Annotated in this window: 14 protein-coding genes; 8 read left to right on the top strand and 6 right to left on the bottom strand. The window is 71.0% G+C overall.

The window, feature by feature from the left end; all coding sequences use genetic code 11:
• Positions 1-2: 2 nt before the first annotated feature.
• Positions 3-557 (bottom strand): PadR family transcriptional regulator, encoded by a 555-nt coding sequence (locus CHC09_RS23955; RefSeq protein ID WP_089295419.1) that lies wholly within the window; start codon positions 555-557, stop codon positions 3-5.
• 104 nt (positions 558-661) lie between these two features.
• Here CHC09_RS23955 and CHC09_RS23960 point away from each other — a divergent pair, with 104 nt between their 5' ends.
• Together CHC09_RS23960 and CHC09_RS23965 are read left to right on the top strand one after the other, a co-directional pair.
• The gene (locus tag CHC09_RS23960) at positions 662-1,891 is read left to right on the top strand and encodes an FAD-binding protein (protein ID WP_275407886.1); all 1,230 of its coding nucleotides are present in this window, start codon (positions 662-664) and stop codon (positions 1,889-1,891) included.
• Positions 1,888-2,523: a maleylpyruvate isomerase N-terminal domain-containing protein gene (locus tag CHC09_RS23965; protein ID WP_089295421.1), complete on the top strand. Its 636-nt coding sequence runs from the start codon at positions 1,888-1,890 to the stop codon at positions 2,521-2,523. The genes CHC09_RS23960 and CHC09_RS23965 overlap by 4 nt, the downstream gene beginning before the upstream one ends.
• A gap of 1 nt (position 2,524) precedes the next feature.
• Here CHC09_RS23965 and CHC09_RS23970 read toward each other — a convergent pair whose 3' ends face one another.
• A complete protein-coding gene (locus tag CHC09_RS23970; protein ID WP_239138479.1) occupies positions 2,525-2,947 on the bottom strand; it encodes a rhodanese-like domain-containing protein in 423 nt (140 codons plus the stop codon).
• 71 nt (positions 2,948-3,018) lie between these two features.
• Here CHC09_RS23970 and ftrA point away from each other — a divergent pair, with 71 nt between their 5' ends.
• Positions 3,019-4,068, top strand: coding sequence for a transcriptional regulator FtrA (gene ftrA / locus CHC09_RS23975; protein WP_089295423.1), 1,050 nt, complete (start codon positions 3,019-3,021; stop codon positions 4,066-4,068).
• Here the strand turns inward: ftrA and CHC09_RS23980 are convergent.
• Positions 3,998-5,971 (bottom strand): beta-galactosidase, encoded by a 1,974-nt coding sequence (locus CHC09_RS23980; RefSeq protein WP_089295424.1) that lies wholly within the window; start codon positions 5,969-5,971, stop codon positions 3,998-4,000. The genes ftrA and CHC09_RS23980 overlap by 71 nt on opposite strands.
• A gap of 45 nt (positions 5,972-6,016) precedes the next feature.
• Here CHC09_RS23980 and CHC09_RS45385 point away from each other — a divergent pair, with 45 nt between their 5' ends.
• Both CHC09_RS45385 and CHC09_RS23990 read left to right on the top strand, forming a co-directional pair.
• Positions 6,017-8,152: a glycosyl hydrolase family 95 catalytic domain-containing protein gene (locus tag CHC09_RS45385; RefSeq protein ID WP_179277254.1), complete on the top strand. Its 2,136-nt coding sequence runs from the start codon at positions 6,017-6,019 to the stop codon at positions 8,150-8,152.
• 53 nt (positions 8,153-8,205) lie between these two features.
• Positions 8,206-9,183 carry a TY-Chap domain-containing protein gene (locus CHC09_RS23990; protein ID WP_373871946.1) on the top strand — a complete coding sequence of 326 codons (978 nt, stop codon included), beginning with the start codon at positions 8,206-8,208 and terminating at the stop codon, positions 9,181-9,183.
• A 298-nt stretch (positions 9,184-9,481) separates the two neighbouring features.
• On the opposite strand, the gene CHC09_RS23995 is transcribed toward CHC09_RS23990, so the two are convergent.
• The 3 genes from CHC09_RS23995 to CHC09_RS24005 are packed head-to-tail and all read right to left on the bottom strand — an operon-like array spanning position 9,482 to position 13,049.
• The gene (locus CHC09_RS23995; RefSeq protein ID WP_089295426.1) at positions 9,482-10,423 is read right to left on the bottom strand and encodes a carbohydrate ABC transporter permease; all 942 of its coding nucleotides are present in this window, start codon (positions 10,421-10,423) and stop codon (positions 9,482-9,484) included.
• Positions 10,420-11,376 (bottom strand): ABC transporter permease, encoded by a 957-nt coding sequence (locus tag CHC09_RS24000; protein WP_244911613.1) that lies wholly within the window; start codon positions 11,374-11,376, stop codon positions 10,420-10,422. Before CHC09_RS24000 ends, CHC09_RS23995 begins: the two co-directional genes overlap by 4 nt.
• Before the next feature lie 29 nt (positions 11,377-11,405).
• Positions 11,406-13,049: an extracellular solute-binding protein gene (locus CHC09_RS24005; protein ID WP_239138480.1), complete on the bottom strand. Its 1,644-nt coding sequence runs from the start codon at positions 13,047-13,049 to the stop codon at positions 11,406-11,408.
• A gap of 188 nt (positions 13,050-13,237) precedes the next feature.
• Between CHC09_RS24005 and CHC09_RS24010 the strand changes: the two genes are divergently transcribed.
• The 3 genes from CHC09_RS24010 to CHC09_RS24020 all read left to right on the top strand — a co-directional run bounded on the left by CHC09_RS24010 (position 13,238) and on the right by CHC09_RS24020 (position 18,297).
• On the top strand, positions 13,238-14,332 hold the full coding sequence (locus tag CHC09_RS24010) for an ROK family transcriptional regulator (RefSeq protein ID WP_089295428.1): 1,095 nt from the start codon (positions 13,238-13,240) through the stop codon (positions 14,330-14,332).
• 181 nt (positions 14,333-14,513) lie between these two features.
• Complete coding sequence (locus CHC09_RS47770) at positions 14,514-17,801, top strand: glycoside hydrolase family 3 C-terminal domain-containing protein (protein ID WP_089295429.1); 3,288 nt, start codon at positions 14,514-14,516, stop codon at positions 17,799-17,801.
• 76 nt (positions 17,802-17,877) lie between these two features.
• Positions 17,878-18,297 carry a hypothetical protein gene (locus tag CHC09_RS24020; RefSeq protein WP_089295430.1) on the top strand — a complete coding sequence of 140 codons (420 nt, stop codon included), beginning with the start codon at positions 17,878-17,880 and terminating at the stop codon, positions 18,295-18,297.
• Positions 18,298-18,355 lie beyond the last annotated feature (58 nt).

Here is an 18,355-nt window from a genome sequence, read left to right on the forward strand (position 1 = left end):
GCTCAGGCGGCGACCGCCCAGGCCAGCTCGGCCGAACGGATCCGCACCACCAGGGTGGCGATCCAGGCCAGCTCGGCCACCACCAGCCCGTGCCGGTAATCGCGTTCCAGGGTGTGCAGCTCGGCCGTCCCGGCGGGGTCGGCCGCCAGCGCGGCCAGCTCGCCGGTCAGTCGCTCGGCCCGGGCGGAGAGCAGGGCCACCGCCCGATCGGCGGGCAGATGTCCCAGGAAAGCCACCGCGAGAGCGAAGTCCATCGAGGCGACCGGGGTGTCCCGCAGGCCGGACTCGATCTTCGCCCGGAGGCGTGTGATGCCCGCCTCGGTCAGCTCGTACTCCGTGCGCAGCGGCCGGTTGCCGACCCGGCCCGGCTCGCGCGCCTCCATCAGGCCGGCCCGGTGCATCGACTTGACCAGGGTCGTTACCGTGCTGCGGGTCGCCGTGAGGTGCGCATACCGCTTCCGGAGACGGGTCGCCAGATCGTATGCGTGCGCCGGCCGCTCCTCGAGGAGTCCGAGGAGCGGCAGCACCAGACTGTTCCGTGAGGCATCCAGCGGCATGAGCCAACGGTATGGGCGTATACACCTAGCGACAACCCAATATCGACCTTGATCTCCCGAACACCTGGTCAGTGCCCTAGATGTACACCCGTAGGGTGGCTGAGGTGGAACCACTGACGAACTGGGCCGGCAACATCGCCTTCCGGGCACGGCAGGTGCTCCGGCCACACTCGATCGACGAGGTACGCGACCTGGTCGCGAAAGCCCCGAAGCTGCGCGTGCTGGGCAGCGGGCACTCGTTCAACCGGCTCGCCGACACCGAGGGCGACCTGCTGTCCCTGGCCGGCCTGCCGCGCATCGTGGAGATCGGACCGGACCGGCGCACGGTCCGGGTCGACGGCGGCATCCGGTACGGCGAACTCGCCGCCCGCCTGCACGCCGAGGGCCTGGCCCTGCACAACATGGCGTCGCTGCCGCACATCTCGGTGGCCGGCGCGGTCGCCACCGCCACCCACGGGTCCGGGGTCCGGCACGGCAACCTGGCCACCGCGGTCGCCGGCGTCGAGCTCGTCCGCGCCGACGGTGAGCTGGTCAGCCTGGCCCGCGGCGACGCCGGCTTCCCCGGCTCGGTGGCCGCGCTCGGCGCGCTGGGCGCGGTGGTCGCCCTGACCCTGGACGTCCAGCCGACGTTCGAGCTGCGGCAGTACGTCTACGAGAACCTGCCCGCCACCTCGGTCCGGGACCACCTCGACGAGCTGCTCGCCGACGGCTACAGCGTCAGTCTCTTCACCCGCTGGACAAGTGCGGACGTCGACCAGGTCTGGCTGAAGCGGACCGAGCCGAGGACGGGCGCCACCCTCTTCGGCGCGACGCTCGCCGACGGGCCGCGCCACCCGGTGCCCGGGATGCCCGCCGAGAACTGCACCCGGCAGGGCGGCGTCCCCGGCCCGTGGCACGAGCGGCTGCCGCACTTCCGGATGGAGTTCACCCCGAGCAGCGGCGAGGAGTTGCAGTCCGAGTGGCACGTGCCGCGGGTGCACGCACGGGACGCGCTGGCGGCGGTGGCCAAGATCCGCGAGCGCGTCGCGGCCGTGTTGCAGGTCTGCGAGGTACGTACGATCGCCGCCGACGACCTGTGGCTCTCCCCCAACTTCGAGCGGGACAGCCTGGCCCTGCACTTCACCTGGATCGCCGACACCGAGGCGGTGCTGCCGGTCGTCGCCGACCTGGAGCAGCTGCTCGGGCCGTTCGGCGCCCGCCCGCACCTCGGCAAGATCTTCACTACCGCGCCGGTCGACGGCTACCCCCGCCTCGCCGACTTCACGGCACTGGTCGACCGCTTCGACCCGGCCGGAAAGTTCCGCAACGAGTTCCTCGATCGGCTCCTGGGATGACGGCTCTGCACGCCTTCCGCGACGAGGCGGACGTTCTCGGGCACGTCGCCTCCCGCTGGACCGAGGAGCAGTGGACCCGCCCGACGCGGTGCGCGCCCTGGTCCGTGCGGGAACTGTTCGCCCACGTCCGGGTCGCGCTCGCCTGGCTGCCGGGAATGCTCGACGCCCCGGCACCGGCGGTGGCGGACATCTCCGCCGCCGCGTACTACCGCCCGGACCACCGATTCTCCCCCGCGGCCGACGTCGCCCGGATCCGGCGCGCCCAGGAGCACGCGCGGGGCCTGGACGTCCGGGACTTCCGAGGTTTCACCGCCGGGCTGGCCGACCGGTGCGCGGCGGAGCCGCCGGGCCGGATGGTCCGCACCCGGCACGGCGACGCCATGCTGCTCGACGATTTCCTCGCCACCCGGGTGGTCGAGTTGGCGGTGCACGGTCTTGACCTGGCCGACGCGGTGGACCAGCCGGCCTGGCTCACCCCGTCGGCCGCCGACGTGGTGCTGCGCCTGCTCTTCGGCAGGCCGGCGGCCGAGCTGCCCGGCCCACCCGATCAGCTGCTGCGCCAGGCCACCGGTCGCGCCCCGCGCGGCACCGAACTGGACCGTCTCGGGTTGACCCCGTTGACGCTCAGCTGACTCAGCAGCCGCAGGCGGCGCCCGCCGGGGCGGTCAGCTCGTCGGCCGGGCGGGACCACTCGCCCTTCTCGTCGCGGACCGGGAAGCCCTCGCGGACCCAGTACTCGTATCCGCCGATCATCTCCTTGACCTCGTAGCCGAGCTTGGCGAACTCCAGCGCCGCCCGGGTGGCCCCGTTGCACCCCGGCCCCCAGCAGTAGGTGACCACCCTGCTGCCGGCCGGGATCAGCTCGGCCGCGCGGGCGGCGATCTCCCGGGTGGGCAGGTGCACCGCGGCGGGCAGGTGGCCCTGCCGCCACGACTCGTCGTTGCGGGAGTCGACCACCACCAGGCCGGGCGTGCCGGCCTCCACGTCACTGTGGACGTCGCTCACGTCGGTCTCGAAGCGGAGCCGGTTGCTGAAGTGTTCGATCGCGCTTGTCATGTTGTTGATCATGCCGGGGCCCGGACGGCCGGCCCAGTGGCGCTGATGACACCGACCGCTAATATTCCGCCATGCTTCAGGTGCACAGCCGCGGTCCGTCGGTCACGGTGCTGGCGTTCGACGGGATGGCCATCTTCGAGCTCGGCATCGTCACCGAGATCTTCGGCCTGCCGCGCCCGGAGTTCGACCGCCCCTGGTACGACCTGACCATCTGCGCCGAGACCCCCGGCCCGGTCCGGGTGATCGGTGGCGCGTCCCTGCACACCGGACACGGCCTGGACACCTTCGCGGCCGGCGAGACGGTGATCGTCCCCGGGGTTCCGGACGTCCGCGCCGACCCGTCCCCCGCCCTGATCGCCGCGCTGCGCTCGGCCCACGCCCGGGGCGCCCGGCTGATGTCCATCTGCTCGGGCGCGTTCGCGCTGGCCGGAGCCGGGCTGCTGGACGGCCGCCGGGTCACCACCCACTGGCGGTACGCGGAGATCCTGCGCGCCCGCTACCCGGCCGTGCACGTCGACGCGGACGTCCTCTACCTCGACGACGGCGACGTGCTGACCAGCGCGGGCAGCGCCGCCGGCCTGGATCTCTGCCTGCACGTGGTGCGCCGCGACCACGGCCCGGCGATCGCGAACGCGGTGGCCCGCCGCCTGGTCGTGCAGCCGCACCGGGACGGCGGACAGGCGCAGTTCATCGAGGCCCCGGTGACCGAGGACCCGGAGGACGACCGGCTGGCCGGGAGCATGGCGTGGGCGCTCGGCCACCTGGCCGAACCGATCACCGTCGAGGTGCTGGCCCGGCGGGCGCACATGTCGGCCCGCACCTACCTGCGGCACTTCGCCCGGGCCACCGGCACCACGCCGATCCGCTGGCTGATCGACCAGCGGGTGCACGCCAGCCTGGCCCTGCTGGAGCGGACCGGGTCACCGGTCGAGGAGGTGGCGGCCGCGGTCGGCTTCGACTCGGCGGTCACCTTCCGGCACCACTTCTCCCGGGCGATGCGGACGTCGCCGTCGGCCTACCGCAAGGCGTTCTCCTCCTCGGCCGCCGATGTCACTCGAGCCGGATCGCCGTCGCGCCCCCCGGTTGCACCGTCAGCGAGCCGGACACCTCACGGCCGCTGACCACCACCCGGGCCGGGCCGGGCAGCGGGACCGTGCCGGGCACGTCGCCGTGGTTGAAGAGGAACAGCAGCTCACCCCGGCGAACCGCCTCGAACCGCGGTGGCAGGCCGGGCAGCACCGGCGCCACCCCGGCCTCGGCGGCCACCCGGTCCAGCAGCCGGCGCAGGGCGTCGTCGTCCAGGCCGGGTGAGACGTACCAGGCGGATCCGGACCCGTACCGGTTGCGGGTGATCGCGGGCGCGCCGGCCAGCACGTCCCCGGCGTACCGGACCAGGGTCGCAGCACCCGCCGTCTCCACCCGCTCGCTCCAGCGGACGCCCTGCTCGCCGTCGTCGAGGGCGATGGTCGCACCGGGGGCGAGGGGTCGCCACTCGACCACCCGGACGCCGAGGAGATCCCGGAAGGCGCCGGGATATCCGCCGAGCCGGATCCGGCCCGCCGGGTCGGCGATGCCGCTGAGATGACCGACCACCAGGTGGCCGCCGCCCGCGACGAAGTCGCGGAGCGCTGCCGCGCTCGCATCCGAGACCAGGTAGAGAAAGGGCAGCACCACGATTCGGTACGACCTGAGCCGCGCGCCGATCTCGTCGAGCCCCGGGAACACGAAGTCCGTCGCGAACCCCGATCGGTACAGCGCCCGGTGCACCTGCCGAACCCCCGCCAGGTAGTCGATCTCCGCCGCCGGCAACCCGCCGGCCTGCAACGCCCACCACGACGGTGCGTCCCACCCCACCGCGACGTCCGCGACGACCGGCCCGGCCACCTTCCCGGTCAGCGCCTTCAACGTCCGCCCGAGCCCGATCGCCTCCCGGAACACCGGACTGTCCGGCCCGGCGTGCGGCACCAGCGCCGAGTGGAACAGTTCGGCCCCGCCGCGCGGCTGCCGCCACTGGAAGTACATCGCCCCGCGCGAACCCCGGGCCAGGTAGTTCAGGCTGTGCCGGGTGAGCCGCCCGGGCTCCTTGGCGTGCATCCGCCCGGGCGTGTAGATCAGGTTCGGCGCGGTCTCCATCAGCAGCCACTCGCCGCCGTCCCGATGGGCCCAGCCGCGTGCCAGGTCCCCGCCGAACGCGGTCTCCGCCTCGGCCTCGTCATCAGCCGCCGCCGGATAGTGATCGACCGCGACCACGTCCAGCTCGGCCGCCCAGCGCGCGTGATCGACGCTGACCCAGCCGCCCTGCACGAAGTTCGTGGTGATCGGGACGTCCGGGTTGGCGGCGCGGAGCAGGTCCCGCTGCTCGACGAAGGCGCCCAGCAGCTCGTCCGAGAGGAACCGGCGGAAGTCCAGCACGTGCGCCGGGTTCGGCAGGTACTGGGTGGCGCGCGGCGGCGTGATCTGCGCCCAGTCCGAGTAGCGCTGGCTCCAGAACGTCGTGGTCCAGGCCTCGTTCAAGGCGTCGAGGCTGCCGTGCCTCTTCTCCAGCCAGCCCCGGAAGGACGCGGCGGTCAGGTCGCAGCGGCAGTCGGTGCCGTACTCGTTGTGCACGTGCCAGAGCGCCAGCGCCGGGTGCCGGGCGTAGCGTCCGGCCAGTTCGGCGGCGATGCGCCGGGCGGCGGCGCGGTAGGCCGGCGCGGAGACGCAGTACGTGTCCCGGCTTCCGTGGGTGAGCCGCACCCCGTCCGTGGTGACCGGCAGTCCCTCGGGGTGCGCGAGGGTGAACCAGGGCGGCGGCGAGGCGGTCGGGGTGGCCAGCACGACCTTGATTCCGCCGGCGTGCAGCCGGTCCATGATCCGGTCGAGCCAGCCGAACTCGAAGCGCCCCTCCTCCGGCTCCAGCTGGGACCAGGCGAAGACGCCGAGCGAGACGGCCGTGACGCCGGCCTGCCTCATCAGGGCGACGTCCTCGACCCAGACCTCCTCCGGCCACTGCTCTGGGTTGTAGTCGCCGCCGAAGAACAGCATCACACCACCTTGACTTTAGTTTGGACGATAAACAAAGTAGGTGGCGTGAACAGCTCCGTCAATCCGGCCTTCCGCTCGGCGATCACCACCGGGGACTGGGAGCACGCCCTGATCACCGGGAACGGGCGGCAGGGCGCGCTCTGCTACGGCTCGCCCGCGGCGCTGCACTTCACGCTCGCGCACGAGGACGTCTTCCAGCCGGTCACCGAACCGTTGCCGGCTCCGGGGACGGCCGCGGCGCTGCCCCGCCTGCGGGAACTGCTCGCGGCGGGACGGTTCGCCGACGCCGCCGGCGAGGTCTGTGACCTCGCGGTCGCGGAACATCCCGGGTACGCCGAGGCGCGCTGGATCGATCCGCTGATCGGGACGGCGACGCTGACGTTCGTCGCGGACCGTCCGGGCGGCGGGTGGTCGCGCGGGACCGATTTCCGGACCGGGGTGGTGGTCCAGGAGTGGGACGGCGTTACCTGCGAGGCGTTCGTCTCGCGGCCGGCCGACGCCCTGATCGTGCGGATCACCGGGTGCGGCGGGACGCTGTCGCTCGGTCCGGTCGACGGTGATCCGGAGCGTCCGATCGACTACACCGTCGACGACCTGGTGCTGACCGCGCGATTCCCGGGCGCCGACTGGCCCGGGGCGCTCGCCGGCTACACCGTCACGGCGCTCACCCGGCGTACCGGAGACGAGATCCTGATCCTGGTCCGCACCACGCCCGGACCGCGCCCATCGGATTTCGACGCCCCGCCCGGACTTCGCCTTTCGGAGCTCGGCGACCCGCCGGATTTCGATGCTCTGCTCGCCGAGCACGTCGCGGTGCACGGGGAGCTGTTCGATCGCACCCGGCTGTCCCTTCCCGACCCGCGCACGCGGCAACTGTTCGACGCCGGCCGGTACGCGATCATCAGCAGCACCGGCGCCCGGCCGCCGACGCTGCAAGGCGTCTGGAGCGGGACCTACGCACCGCCGTGGCGCAGCGGCTGGACCATCGACGGCAATCTGCAGGCCGCGCTGCTCGCGGTGCACACCACCGGCACGCCCGAGCTGATGCCGCCCCTCTTCGACCTGCTCGACTCGCTCCGCGACGACCTGCGCGAGAACGCCCGCCGGCTCTACGGGGTGCCCGGCCTCTACGCCCCCGCCCACCTCGGCACACACGGCCGGCAGAACCACTTCGGGCCGGTCTGGTGCCTGACCTTCTGGACCGCCGGTGCCGCCTGGCTCGGGCGGCTCTACCTGGAGCACTGGCAGCACACCGGCGATGCGCGGTTCCTCACCGAACGGGCCCTGCCCTACCTGCGTGAGGTCGCCGACTTCCACCTGGCGTTCGCCGAGATCAGCGACGGCCGGGCCCGGTTCAGCCCGTCGTACTCGCCGGAGAACCGGCCGTCGAACACGAACTCGCAGGCCACCGTGGACGCGGCACTCGACGTGCAGGCGGTCGGGGACGTGTTGCGCGCCCTTCTCCTGCACCTGCCCGGCGATCCGGCCGCGCCGCGCTGGCGGGAACTGCTGGACACGTTGCCGCCCTATCGCATCGCCGCGAGCGGCGAACTGGCCGAGTGGCTGGATCCGCGCTTCGACGACAACCATGGGCATCGGCACTGCAGCCACCTCTATCCGTTCTACTACTCCGGCGATCCGGTGGTCCTCGAGGATCCGGCGCTGCGTGCGGCGGCGGTCAAGGCGGTCGAGGAGCGGTTGCGGTGGTGGCTGAGCGAGGCTTCCGACGAGATGGGGTACGGCCTGGCCCTGCTCGGGGTGGCCGCCACCCGCCTCGGGCTGGCGTCCGCGGCGTACGCGGCGCTGACCCGCTTGTCGTCCGCCTACTGGCGGCCCAATCTGGTCCCGACCCACAACCGGGACCACATGTTCAACGTGGACCTGGCCGGCGCCTACCCGGCCCTGGTCGCGGCGATGCTTCTGGCCAGCAGGGACGTCGATCTCGACGGGGTGGCCCGGGTGCACCTGCTCCCCGCGCTCCCGGAGCAGTGGCCGACGGGCAGTGTGCACGGCCTGATCGCCCGTGGTCCGGTTCGGGTCGACCTCTCCTGGCGTCCGGGCCACCTCGACGCGACGCTGACGTCGGTGATCGGGCGCTGTGTCATCGTCGACTGGCCGAGAGGCAGCGTCTCGCTCTCGCTGGCTGCGGGCACGCCGCACGAGCTGCACCTGCCGCTGTGACCCCGGTCGATCTCAGCCGCCCGGCGATCTCGGCCTCGTGAAAAGATCAAGATATGGAAATTGCGAGCCGCTCGCCGAGTTGGGAAACGTTCAGGCGAGGCCTCGCCGCCGGGATCGGTCGAGGTTGCATCGACGATGCGGTGATCCTCGCCTGGGACGAGCTGGGCTTCGTGCAGTTCATTCAGGGCGATGACACGATCGACATCCAGGTGAGCGACAACAAGGCCCTCCCGCTGGACGCGCGCCAACGTGCGGCCCTGGTCGCCGCCGGGTGGGACCCGCCCGGCGGAGGCTTCGGTCCGCTGTGGAGCCGAGAGGTCCGCTGGCGGCCGGATCACCAGATGTTCGACGAGGTCGCCCAGCTGATCACCGCGACGTTGCAGGAGGCGATCGGCCTGCGATCCCCGGCCGATCTCGACATCAAGGCGTTCAGCACCTACAGCGGCGATGACTTCGAACTGCCGGTCACCCCTGGGGAATACGAACGAGCGGCCTCCGATGTCGAACTGCGCCTGGCTGATGTGCGCCTTCACGACGCGACCGCCGCCTTCCTGATCGACAAGGAAGGTCTGTCCGCCCGTACAGTCGCGGTGCCGGCCCGAGCCGCCGACCGCAGGCCGACTCACGCCGACGCCGGCGAGTACTTCCTCGACCGGGTGCTCTACGTCGACGGCGACGATCCACACATTCTCGTCTTGTCGCATGTCGGGCCGAGCGGGCTCACCGGCAGTCGTCTCGTGCCGCCGCGTCCGGGGGTCGACGGGCCGTTCATCCGCGCCGAACAGGGTAGTGCCCCGTATTTGCGTTACCTGCTGCAGCGGAACGTGACCGTCGCCGCCGCGCTGGCCGCAGACCCTGAGCTGTGTGAACGGATGAGCGCGCTGCTCCGCACCGGCCGCGCCGACGTGATACGGGCGCGACGTGTCGCGGTCGATTCCTCAGGCAGCGTCACCGTCACCACCATGCGGCTCGCTCCGCAGGACGTGGACGTGCCCACGCTCCGGCTGCCGGTATCAAGCGTTCCGTCGTAGCCACCGCCGAATGGGAGACAGGTATGACCTTCGCCGCGCGGATCCCCGTCCTCGGGTGATCTCGTGCATACCGGTGAGCGCTGTGACCGCGCCGGCGCCGAGATGGTGGGGTCCGGGGGCGCGTTGCGGTCCGGGGTCTCACGGGCATCGCGGCCGGTGGACGCGGGGCTTGGGCCGGGAGGCCTGGAGACTGGAGGCGTAGGTCGTACCGGCGGATGGTTTGGGGTTGAGAACCGCCGAGCGGGACCGGAGCTGGGATCCGGGCCCACCCGGCGGTGGTCTTCGGCGCCGAGAGTGGTCAGCCCTTGACGGCGCCGACGATGACGCCCTTGGTGAAGTGGCGTTGGATGAACGGGTAGACGATCAGGGCCGGGACCAGGGTGACCACCACGACGGCCATCTTGATCGCCAGGTTGGGTGGGGCGGTGTAGCCGATGCCCGGGAGGTGCACCACCGAGCCGGCGCCGGCGTTCGTCGGAGACTGGCCGGCCAGGATGAACATCTGCAGGACGCGCTGGACCGGCTGGAGATCGTTGCGGTCCAGGTAGAGGACCGCGTTGAAGAACGTGTTCCAGTAGCCGACCGCGTAGAAGAGGCCGACCACCGCGGTGACCGCCCGGGAGAGCGGCAGCACGATCCGGAACAGGATGCGGAACTCGCCGGCGCCGTCGATCCGGGCGCTGTCCAGCAGTTCGGACGGGATGCCCATGAAGAACGCCCGGAGCACCACCAGGTTGAACGCGCTCACCGCGGCCGGCACGACCAGCGCCAGCAGGTTGTCCTTCAGGCCGAGGCCGGTGACCACCAGGTAGCTCGGGATCATGCCCGGATAGATCAGGAAGGTGAGCAGGAAGTAGAAGAGGATCGGGCGGTGCAGCACGGTGCCGGGGCGGGACAGGCCGTACGCCGCGAGCACCGTGACGGTCAGGCTGAGCGCCGTGCCGATCACCGTGACCAGCGTGCTGACCAGCACCGCGTCGGTGACCTGACCACCCGAGAAGATCACCACGTACGCGGACGGGTTGAACTCGCGCGGCAGGAAGACGTAGCCGCCGGCCGCGTCGATCGTCTCGGTCGACGAGAGGCTGGTGACCACGACGACCCAGAGCGGCACCAGCACGAGCAGGACGACCAGGGTGAGGATCGTGCCCTTGCCGAACCGGCCGAGCAGGGTCGGCTTCTCCTCCCACACCGGTCTGCCATCGGGGCGGCGTGGCTTGAGAGCAGCGAGTGTGGTCATGACTTCGAATAGATCCCTTGCTCGCCGAGCCGGTGGGCGATCTTGTTGGCACCGAGGATGAGCAGCAGCCCGACCAGGGCCTTGAACAGGCCGGCCGCGGCGCCGACGCCCCACTGCTGGACCCCGATGCCCTGGAAGTAGACGTACGTGTCGAGCACCTCGGCGGCGTCCCGCCCGACCGCCTCGCGTTGCAGGTAGAACTGCTCGAAGCCGACGTTGAGCGCGTCACCCAGGCGCAGGATCAGCAGCAGCACGATCACCGGGCGCAGGCCGGGCAGGGTGATGTGCCAGAACCGCCGCATGCGGCCGGCGCCGTCGGCCGCGGCCGCCTCGTAGAGGTTCGGGTCGATCGCGGCCAGCGCGGCCAGGAAGACGATCATGCCCCAGCCGGCGTCCTTCCAGATCGCCTGCGAGGTGATCAGGAAGTAGAAGGTGTCCGGGTTGGTCATGAAGTCGGGCGCGGTGAACCCGGCGTCGCGCGCGGTCTGCGCGATCAGGCCGGCACCGCCGAGCATCATCTGGAACAGCGAGACCACCAGCACCCAGCTGAAGAAGTGCGGCAGGTAGACGACGCTCTGCACGAACGATCGCAGCCGGGGCGACATGATGCTGTTGAGCAGCAACGCCAGCGCGATCGGGACGGGGAAGTAGAAGATCAGCTGGAACGCGGTGATGCCGAGCGTGTTGCGCACCGACTCCCAGAACGCCGGGGTCTCGAACAGGTACTGGAAGTTGCCGAACCCGATCCACTCGCTCTGCAGGAACGCCTGCAACGGGCTGTCCCCGGCGAACGGGTTGTAGTCCTGGAACGCGATGACGTTGCCGAGCGCCGGCAGGTAGTGGAAGACCGCCAGCAGCAGCATCGCCGGGACGCACATCAGGATCAGCGGCCAGTCCCGCCGCAGGCGCGCCCCGAACGTCAGCGGTTTGGCCGGAGACCGTGTGACGGGCACGGCCTCCGGCTTCACCAGGGATGGAGCACTCATCGGCCGTTGTCCGCCAGGACCTTGGCATAGAAGTCGCGAGCCTGGTCACCGCCGCCGGCCCGCCACTCCTGGACCACCTTGTCGAAGTCGGAGAGCGGACGCCGGCCCCGCAGGATGTCGGTCACCTTGTCGTCGGTCGGCTGCTGGATCGCCGCCTGCGAGCTGGGCGTCTCGACCTTGATGCCGGCCCACGGGTCCTTCTCCAGGTACTTGGTGGCGTCGTTGCCCCAGCCGACCAGGTCCTGGGCGTAGGTCGGCAGGTCCGGGTCGCTGACCACCACGGCGGGGCGGCCGCCGAGGAAGATGAACTGGTTGGCGAATTCCTTGGTGAAGGTCTCGTTCGTCTTCGGAGCGCCGTTCGCGTCCCGGGTGAAGTGGGTGCCCTCGACGCCGTAGTTCTGCAGCTCGTACTCCTTGGTGCCGAACGGCGCCGCGGTGTAGTTGAGCACCCGGAGCAGTTCCTGGGTCCGGTCCTGGCCGAGCCCCTTCTTCACGAAGGTCCACATGATCGACGGGGTGCCGCCCCAGCGCACCGGCGGCGTGCTCGCGTCCGCCCCGAAGACCTTGACGGCCTGCATGTTGAAGCCCTTGCCCTCCCGGGTCTTCTCCCGCTGGGTCTCCTTCCAGGAGCCCAGACCGGTGGCGTACGAGAAGATCTTCCCGCCCTTGAACAGCGTCGTGACGTCCCCGCCCTTGCTGCTCGCCAGGTCGGGGTGGATCAGCTTCTCCTTGTAGACGCGCGCCATCCACTCCAGGGCACGCTTGTACTGCTCGGTCTCGTACCGGTGGATGACCTTGCCGTCGGCCGCCTTGGTCCAGCCGTTCTGCGAGCCGGGAGCGCCGCAGATCTGCAGCACCTCGAGGAAGATGTCGCCGAAGGCCCACTCGCCCTTGTCCGGGTTGGTGAACTTCTTGCCGAACTCGTAGAGCGAGTCGAGCGAGGTGGGCGTGGCGATGCCGCGCTGATCGGCGACGTCCTTGCGGATGAAGAGCGCGGTCGGGTACGGCGAGTCGGTCGGGAACGGGACGCCCATCAGCTTGCCGCCCCAGACCGAGTCCTTCCAGGCGGCGGTGTCCAGCCCGGCCAGCAGCGGGTACGCACTCGCCTTGTCCCCGGCCAGGTACGGCGTCAGGTCCTCGAAGAGCACGTGCACGCCGTCGGAGAAGCGCGCCAGCTTGTTGATCTCCCAGCCCGGGATGCAGGTCAGCTCCGGCACGTCCCGGGCGCCCAGCATGGTGTTGAGCTTGTCGCCGTAGGTGTTGCCGTCCTGGACGCTGAAGGTGATCGTGCCGCCCATGTCGGCGCCGACCGCCTCGACGTACTTGTTCGAGGTCGGCGGTGCCGGGCCCCACCACGGCGTGGTCGCGGTGACCGGCTTGCCGCTGGTGATCGCCTTCTCGGTGATCGCGTCGACGAGGTTGGCCGGGTACTTCACGTAGCCGTCGGCCATCGGGCGGATGCCCTTGACGTCCGGTGTGATCAGGTTGGAGTCCTTGAACGTCGGCACGACACCGGCGGCCTGCTCCGCATTGGTGGCGGTCCCGGTGGAGCCGGGCTTCTTGCTGCAACCCATGGCGACGGAGGCCACACCGAGGCCGGCCAGGCCCAGGAAAGTACGCCTGCTCGTAGACGCGCTCACGGCGCACCCGCCTTTCTATGTGACTTGGTAGTGTTTCTAGGCTTTAGTTTGTCTAGGCTCTAAACTAAGTGCATCGATGACAAGCTAACTGAAGCCGCGCTACCCGACAAGACCGCATGGGAGCGCGCCCAACCGGTGATGCGGCAAGATGACCCACAGATACGGCCGGGCGAGAGCGGAGCTTGACGGTGACCACCACACGGGCCGAACCCCAACCGGCCGACTTCGCCGACGTGCGCACCACGAACCTCGCCGTGGTGCTGCGCCACCTGCGCGCGCACGGCCCCAGCTCGCGGGCCGCGATCGCGGCGTCCACCGGGCTGACCAAGGCGACCGTCTCCAGCCTCACCGCCGACCTGATCGACCATCGGCTGCTCCGCGAGAGCGGGCCGAGCGGCAACCGGATCGGGCGGCCGGCGACCGTGCTGGCACTGGACGGGTCGGCGTACGCGTCGATCGGCCTCCAGATCTTCGCCGGCCAGGTCACCGCGCTGGCCGTCGACTACTCCGGCGACCAGTTGCTGCTCTGGCACCGCGCCCTCTCCGCGAAGCGGCCGACGAGCGAGATCATCTCGCTGGCCCAGCGGGCCGCCTCGCGCGTGCGCCAGCAGGGGCGGCACGTCCTCGGCCTGACCGTCGCCCTGCCCAACACCTTCCCCCGGACCGGCCTGCGGGAGCAGGTGAGCGGTTCGCTCCGGCAGAAGGACCTGGTCGTCTCGGTGGCCGAGCACGCCGCGCTGGCCGCCGTCGCCGAGCAGCGGCACGGCGGGCACGCCGGAGCGGACCTGGCCTACGTCTCCGGGGCCGCCGGACTCGAAGCGGGCCTGATCATCGACGGGCACCTGCTGCGCGGCGGGCGGCTCGGGCGCTTCAAGCTCGGCCCGGCCGGCACCCCGACGCTGGAGGACCAGGCCGGCATCGAACCGCTGCTCCGACGGGCGCTACCCGATTTCGATCCGGAGGCGCTGGCCGACGCGGGCCCAGCCGTCGAGCAGGTCGCCATCCGGGCGCGAGTTGGTGACACGGTGACCCTTGCCGCGCTGAAGCACACCGGCGGCTATCTCGGCCAGGGCCTGGCGGTGCTGACAGATCTGGTCGGACCCGAGGTGATCGTGCTCGGCGACCACTTCGCGACGCTCGCCCCCTGGCTGATCCCGGCCCTGAACCTCAGCGGTCCCCCGGTGACAGCGTCCACACTGGGCCTTCACGCGGCCGCTCTCGGTGGCGCGCTGTCACATCTCGATCAGGTCGACACCGGCCGGATCCCCCGGCCGGTCGGGTAGTTCATCGATATCGAAACATGTCGCTCGCACCTTGACCTAGCTGCGACGAGGGTGCGAGCCTCATTGGACTCCGTCCGAAACATTCGCGAAACCACTCGCGTGGATTTCTTCGCCCGTTAGTCGAAGCGCTTCGACAGGCCATTCGACCCCGACGGGCTCGGCCCCGAAGGAACACGTTGTGATGACCGAATCCCCCTCTCGCGTCGTCTTTCGCGACCCGCGGCAGAAGCTCGCCACCCGTGTCTCCGACCTGCTCGCCCGGCTCAGCCCGGCCGAGAAGATCGCCCTGCTCCACCAGCACCAGGCGCCCGTGCCCGCGCTCGGCCTGGCCGGCTTCCGGACCGGCACCGAGGCCCTGCACGGCGTCGCCTGGCTCGGCACCGCCACCGTCTTCCCCCAGGTGGTCGGCCTCGCCAGCAGCTGGAACCCGGACCTGCTGCGCCGCGTCGGCGAGGCGGTCGGCGCCGAAGTGCGCGCCATGCATCACGCGAACCCCGAACAGGTCGGCCTGAACGTCTGGGCACCGGTGGTGAACCTGCTGCGCGACCCGCGGTGGGGACGCAACGAGGAGGGCTACTCCGAGGACCCTTGGCTGACCGGAGTGCTGAGCACCGCGTACGCCACCGGCCTGCGCGGCGACCACCCTCAGTGGCTGCGCACCGCGCCCACGCTCAAGCACTTCCTGGCCTACAACAACGAGACCGACCGCTGCCTGACCAGCAGCAACCTGCCGCCGAGGGTGCTGCACGAGTACGAACTGCCGGCGTTCCGCCCGGCGATCGAGGCCGGTGCCGCGGTCGCGGTGATGGCGTCCTACAACCTGATCAACGGACGGCCCACGCACGTCAGCCCGCTGATCAACGAGGTGCTGCGCGGCTGGTCGGTCGAGGACGTCATGGTCGTCGGCGATGCGTACGCCGTCCACAACATCGCCGGTGACCAGCACTGGGAGGACGACCACGTGGCCGGTTTCGCGGCCGCGCTGCGGGCCGGCGTCGACTGCGTCACCGAGGAGGGCGACGATCCCGCGCCGACGATCGCCCGGTTCACCTCGGCGCTGGAACGCGGCCTGATCACCGAGTCCGACGTGGACGCCGCGGTGCGGCACATCCTGTCGGTGCGGATCCGGCTCGGCGAGTTCAACCCCGCGGAGGACCCGTACCGGACGGCCCCTCCCGAGGTGATCGACCGCGTGGCCCACCGGGAGCTGGCCCGGGAGGCGGCGCGCGCCTCGATCGTCCTGCTCAGCAACGACGGGATCCTGCCCCTGAACCGGTCGGCGGCCGAGCGGGTCGCGGTGATCGGCCCGCTCGCCGACGCGGTCTTCGAGGACTGGTACAGCGGAACCCCGCCGTATCGCCGAACCCTGCGCTCCGCTCTGGACGACGCCGTCTTCCACGAGGGCGTCGACCGGGTGTCGCTGCGCGGCGCGGGCGGCACGCTCGCCGTCGTCGACGGCATTCTGCAGATCAGAAGCCTCTCCGGTACGCCGGACAACGCCCTCTTCGACATCCTCGACTGGGGCCAGGAGACGATCTCGCTGCGCGCCGTGACGAACGGCCTGTTCGTCGGCTTCGACGGAAGGCTGCTGCGCAACGACCAGCCCGGGCCGAACGGGTGGGAGGTCAAGGAGACGTTCGAACTCGTGCCGTCCGGGGACGGGACGGCGCTGCGACACCCGCAGTCCGGGTTCTTCCTGCGGGCCGGTGCGGACGGGCTGGTCCGGCCCGACGCCCCGGATCTCACCGACGCCACCGTCTTCACCGTCGACGTGCTGGTGGACGGAGTCGCGGCGGCCGCGGCGGTGGCCGCGGACGCCGACGTCGTGGTGCTGGCGCTGGGCAACCACCCGATGGTCTGCGGACGGGAGACGATCGACCGGCGGGACCTGGACCTGCCGGGCACGCAGGACGAACTGATGCGGGCGGTACGGGCGGTCAACCCCCGTACCGTCCTCGCGTTGACCAGCAGTTACCCCTACGCGATCGGCTGGGCGAAGGAGCACCTGCCGGCCGTGCTGTGGTCCGCGCACGGCGGCCAGGAGCACGGCACGGCCCTCGCCGACGTACTCTTCGGCGCCGAACCGTCGGGCCGGCTGACCCAGACCTGGTACACCGACGACAGCGAACTGCCGGACCTGCTCGACTACGACATCATCGCCACGGACGCGACCTATCAGTACTACCGCGGGACGCCACTCTTCCCGTTCGGTCACGGGCTCGGCTACACCCGCTTCCGGTACGACGACCTCCGCCTCACACTCTCTTCCAACGCCGAGACGCCCTCCAGCGACCGCCTCGCGCCCTCGCCCAACCGCGAGACGCCCTTTTCCAGCGGCCGCATCGCGCCCACTTCCAACAGCGAGACGCCCTCTCCCAGCAGCCGCACCGCGCCCACTTCCAACAGCGAGACGCCCACTCCCAGCAGCCACATCGCGCCCACTTCCAACAGCGAGACGCCCTCTCCCAGCGGTGAGACGCCCAGTTCCAGCAGCCGCACCGCGCCCACTTCCAGCGGCCAGGTTCGCGCCGACAGCGTGCTCGCCGTCGGTCCCTCCGGCACGGTCACGGTCAGCGTCGACGTGACGAACGTCGGCGACCGCCCGGGCGACGAGGTCGTCCAGTTCTACACCCGGCAGCAGCGCTCCCGGGTCAAGCAGCCGCTCCGCCGCCTGCGTGGTCACCAGCGGGTACGCCTCGCCCCCGGCGAGCGGGCCCGTGTCGCCTTCGTCCTGGACGTCGCCGAGCTTGCGTTCTGGGACGTCACCCGATCCCGCTGGGTGGTCGAGCAGTCCATGCACACCATCGCGGTGGGCAGCTCCAGCCTCGACTGGGCGCTGACCGCGACGCTGCGCGTCCGCGGCGAGGTGATCCCGCCCCGCGCCGCCCGCTCCGGCCTGCGAATGATCGACAACGACGGCTACGCCGGCACGACGCCCGTGGCAATCACCGCCGACCCCGGCGAGGCGCTGCGCAGCGTCGCCCCCGACGCCTGGACCGTCTTCGCCGACGTCGACCTGAACGGCGGCCTCCAACACCTCTCCATGCTCGCTTCCAGCAGCCTTCCCTCCTCCTCCGCCTCCTCCGTCGCCTCGCTCGAGATCGCCACTTCCGCCGACACGTCTGCTTTCCCCGGCGACGCCGGCACGTCCATCTCCCCCGGCGACGCCGGCAGGCCCGCTTCCTCCGGCGACGCCGGCAGGCCCGCTTCCTCCGGCGACGCCGGCAGGCCCGCTTCCTCCGGCAACGCCGATACTTCCGGCGCCTCCGGCGACGTCGGCACCGTCATCGTGCGCCTGGACGACCCGTTCATCGGTCCTGTCCTGGCCACCCTCACGGTCCCGCCGGCCACCGGCCGTCTCGACGTCGCTTCCGTGCAGGCGATGATCGGCCCGGTGAGCGGCCTGCACGATGTCTTCGTCTGCTTCGATCGGCCCGGCATCGTGGTAGCCAATCTAGCCTTTTCCTGACCCGTCGCCGGAGTTGTCCACAGCCCCGAACCGGCGGTCTTCGACTCATCCGCATCGTGACCCTAAGGTCTCGTTCATGAGCGGATCCCGGGCATCACTCCAGATCGGCGGCACGATCACGGTCGCCGTCCTCGCGGCACTCAGCTGGTTCGGCTGGATGGGCTGGGACAACGAGTACACGACGGATCCGGTCACCGGGGCCACCAGCGGTCCGTACGCGGCCTGGCAGGTGATCGGCTGCGCGCTGACCCTGCTGACGGTCTTCGCCGGCGCGGTGACGGTCGGCGTCCGGCCGGTGTTCGTCTCGCTCGCCATCACCCTGGCCTTCACCGCCGCGTGGACCCTGACCGCGTCCGGCGACGACAGCACCGGGCTCTACCTCGTCGGCACCGTCCTGGTGTTCGGCGGCCTCGCTGTGGCCACGCTCCTCGCGTCCGTGGTCGCCACAGCGATCCAGCACCGCCGTGGCCACGCCGGGGTCGGTGGCCACCAGTGATCCGGATGGGACCCAGCCGTGGCCGCACCGGCCCCGATGCCGCCACGGCTGGGCGTTC

It is taken from the genome of Actinoplanes regularis (assembly GCF_900188005.1).
Classification (GTDB): domain Bacteria; phylum Actinomycetota; class Actinomycetes; order Mycobacteriales; family Micromonosporaceae; genus Actinoplanes; species Actinoplanes regularis.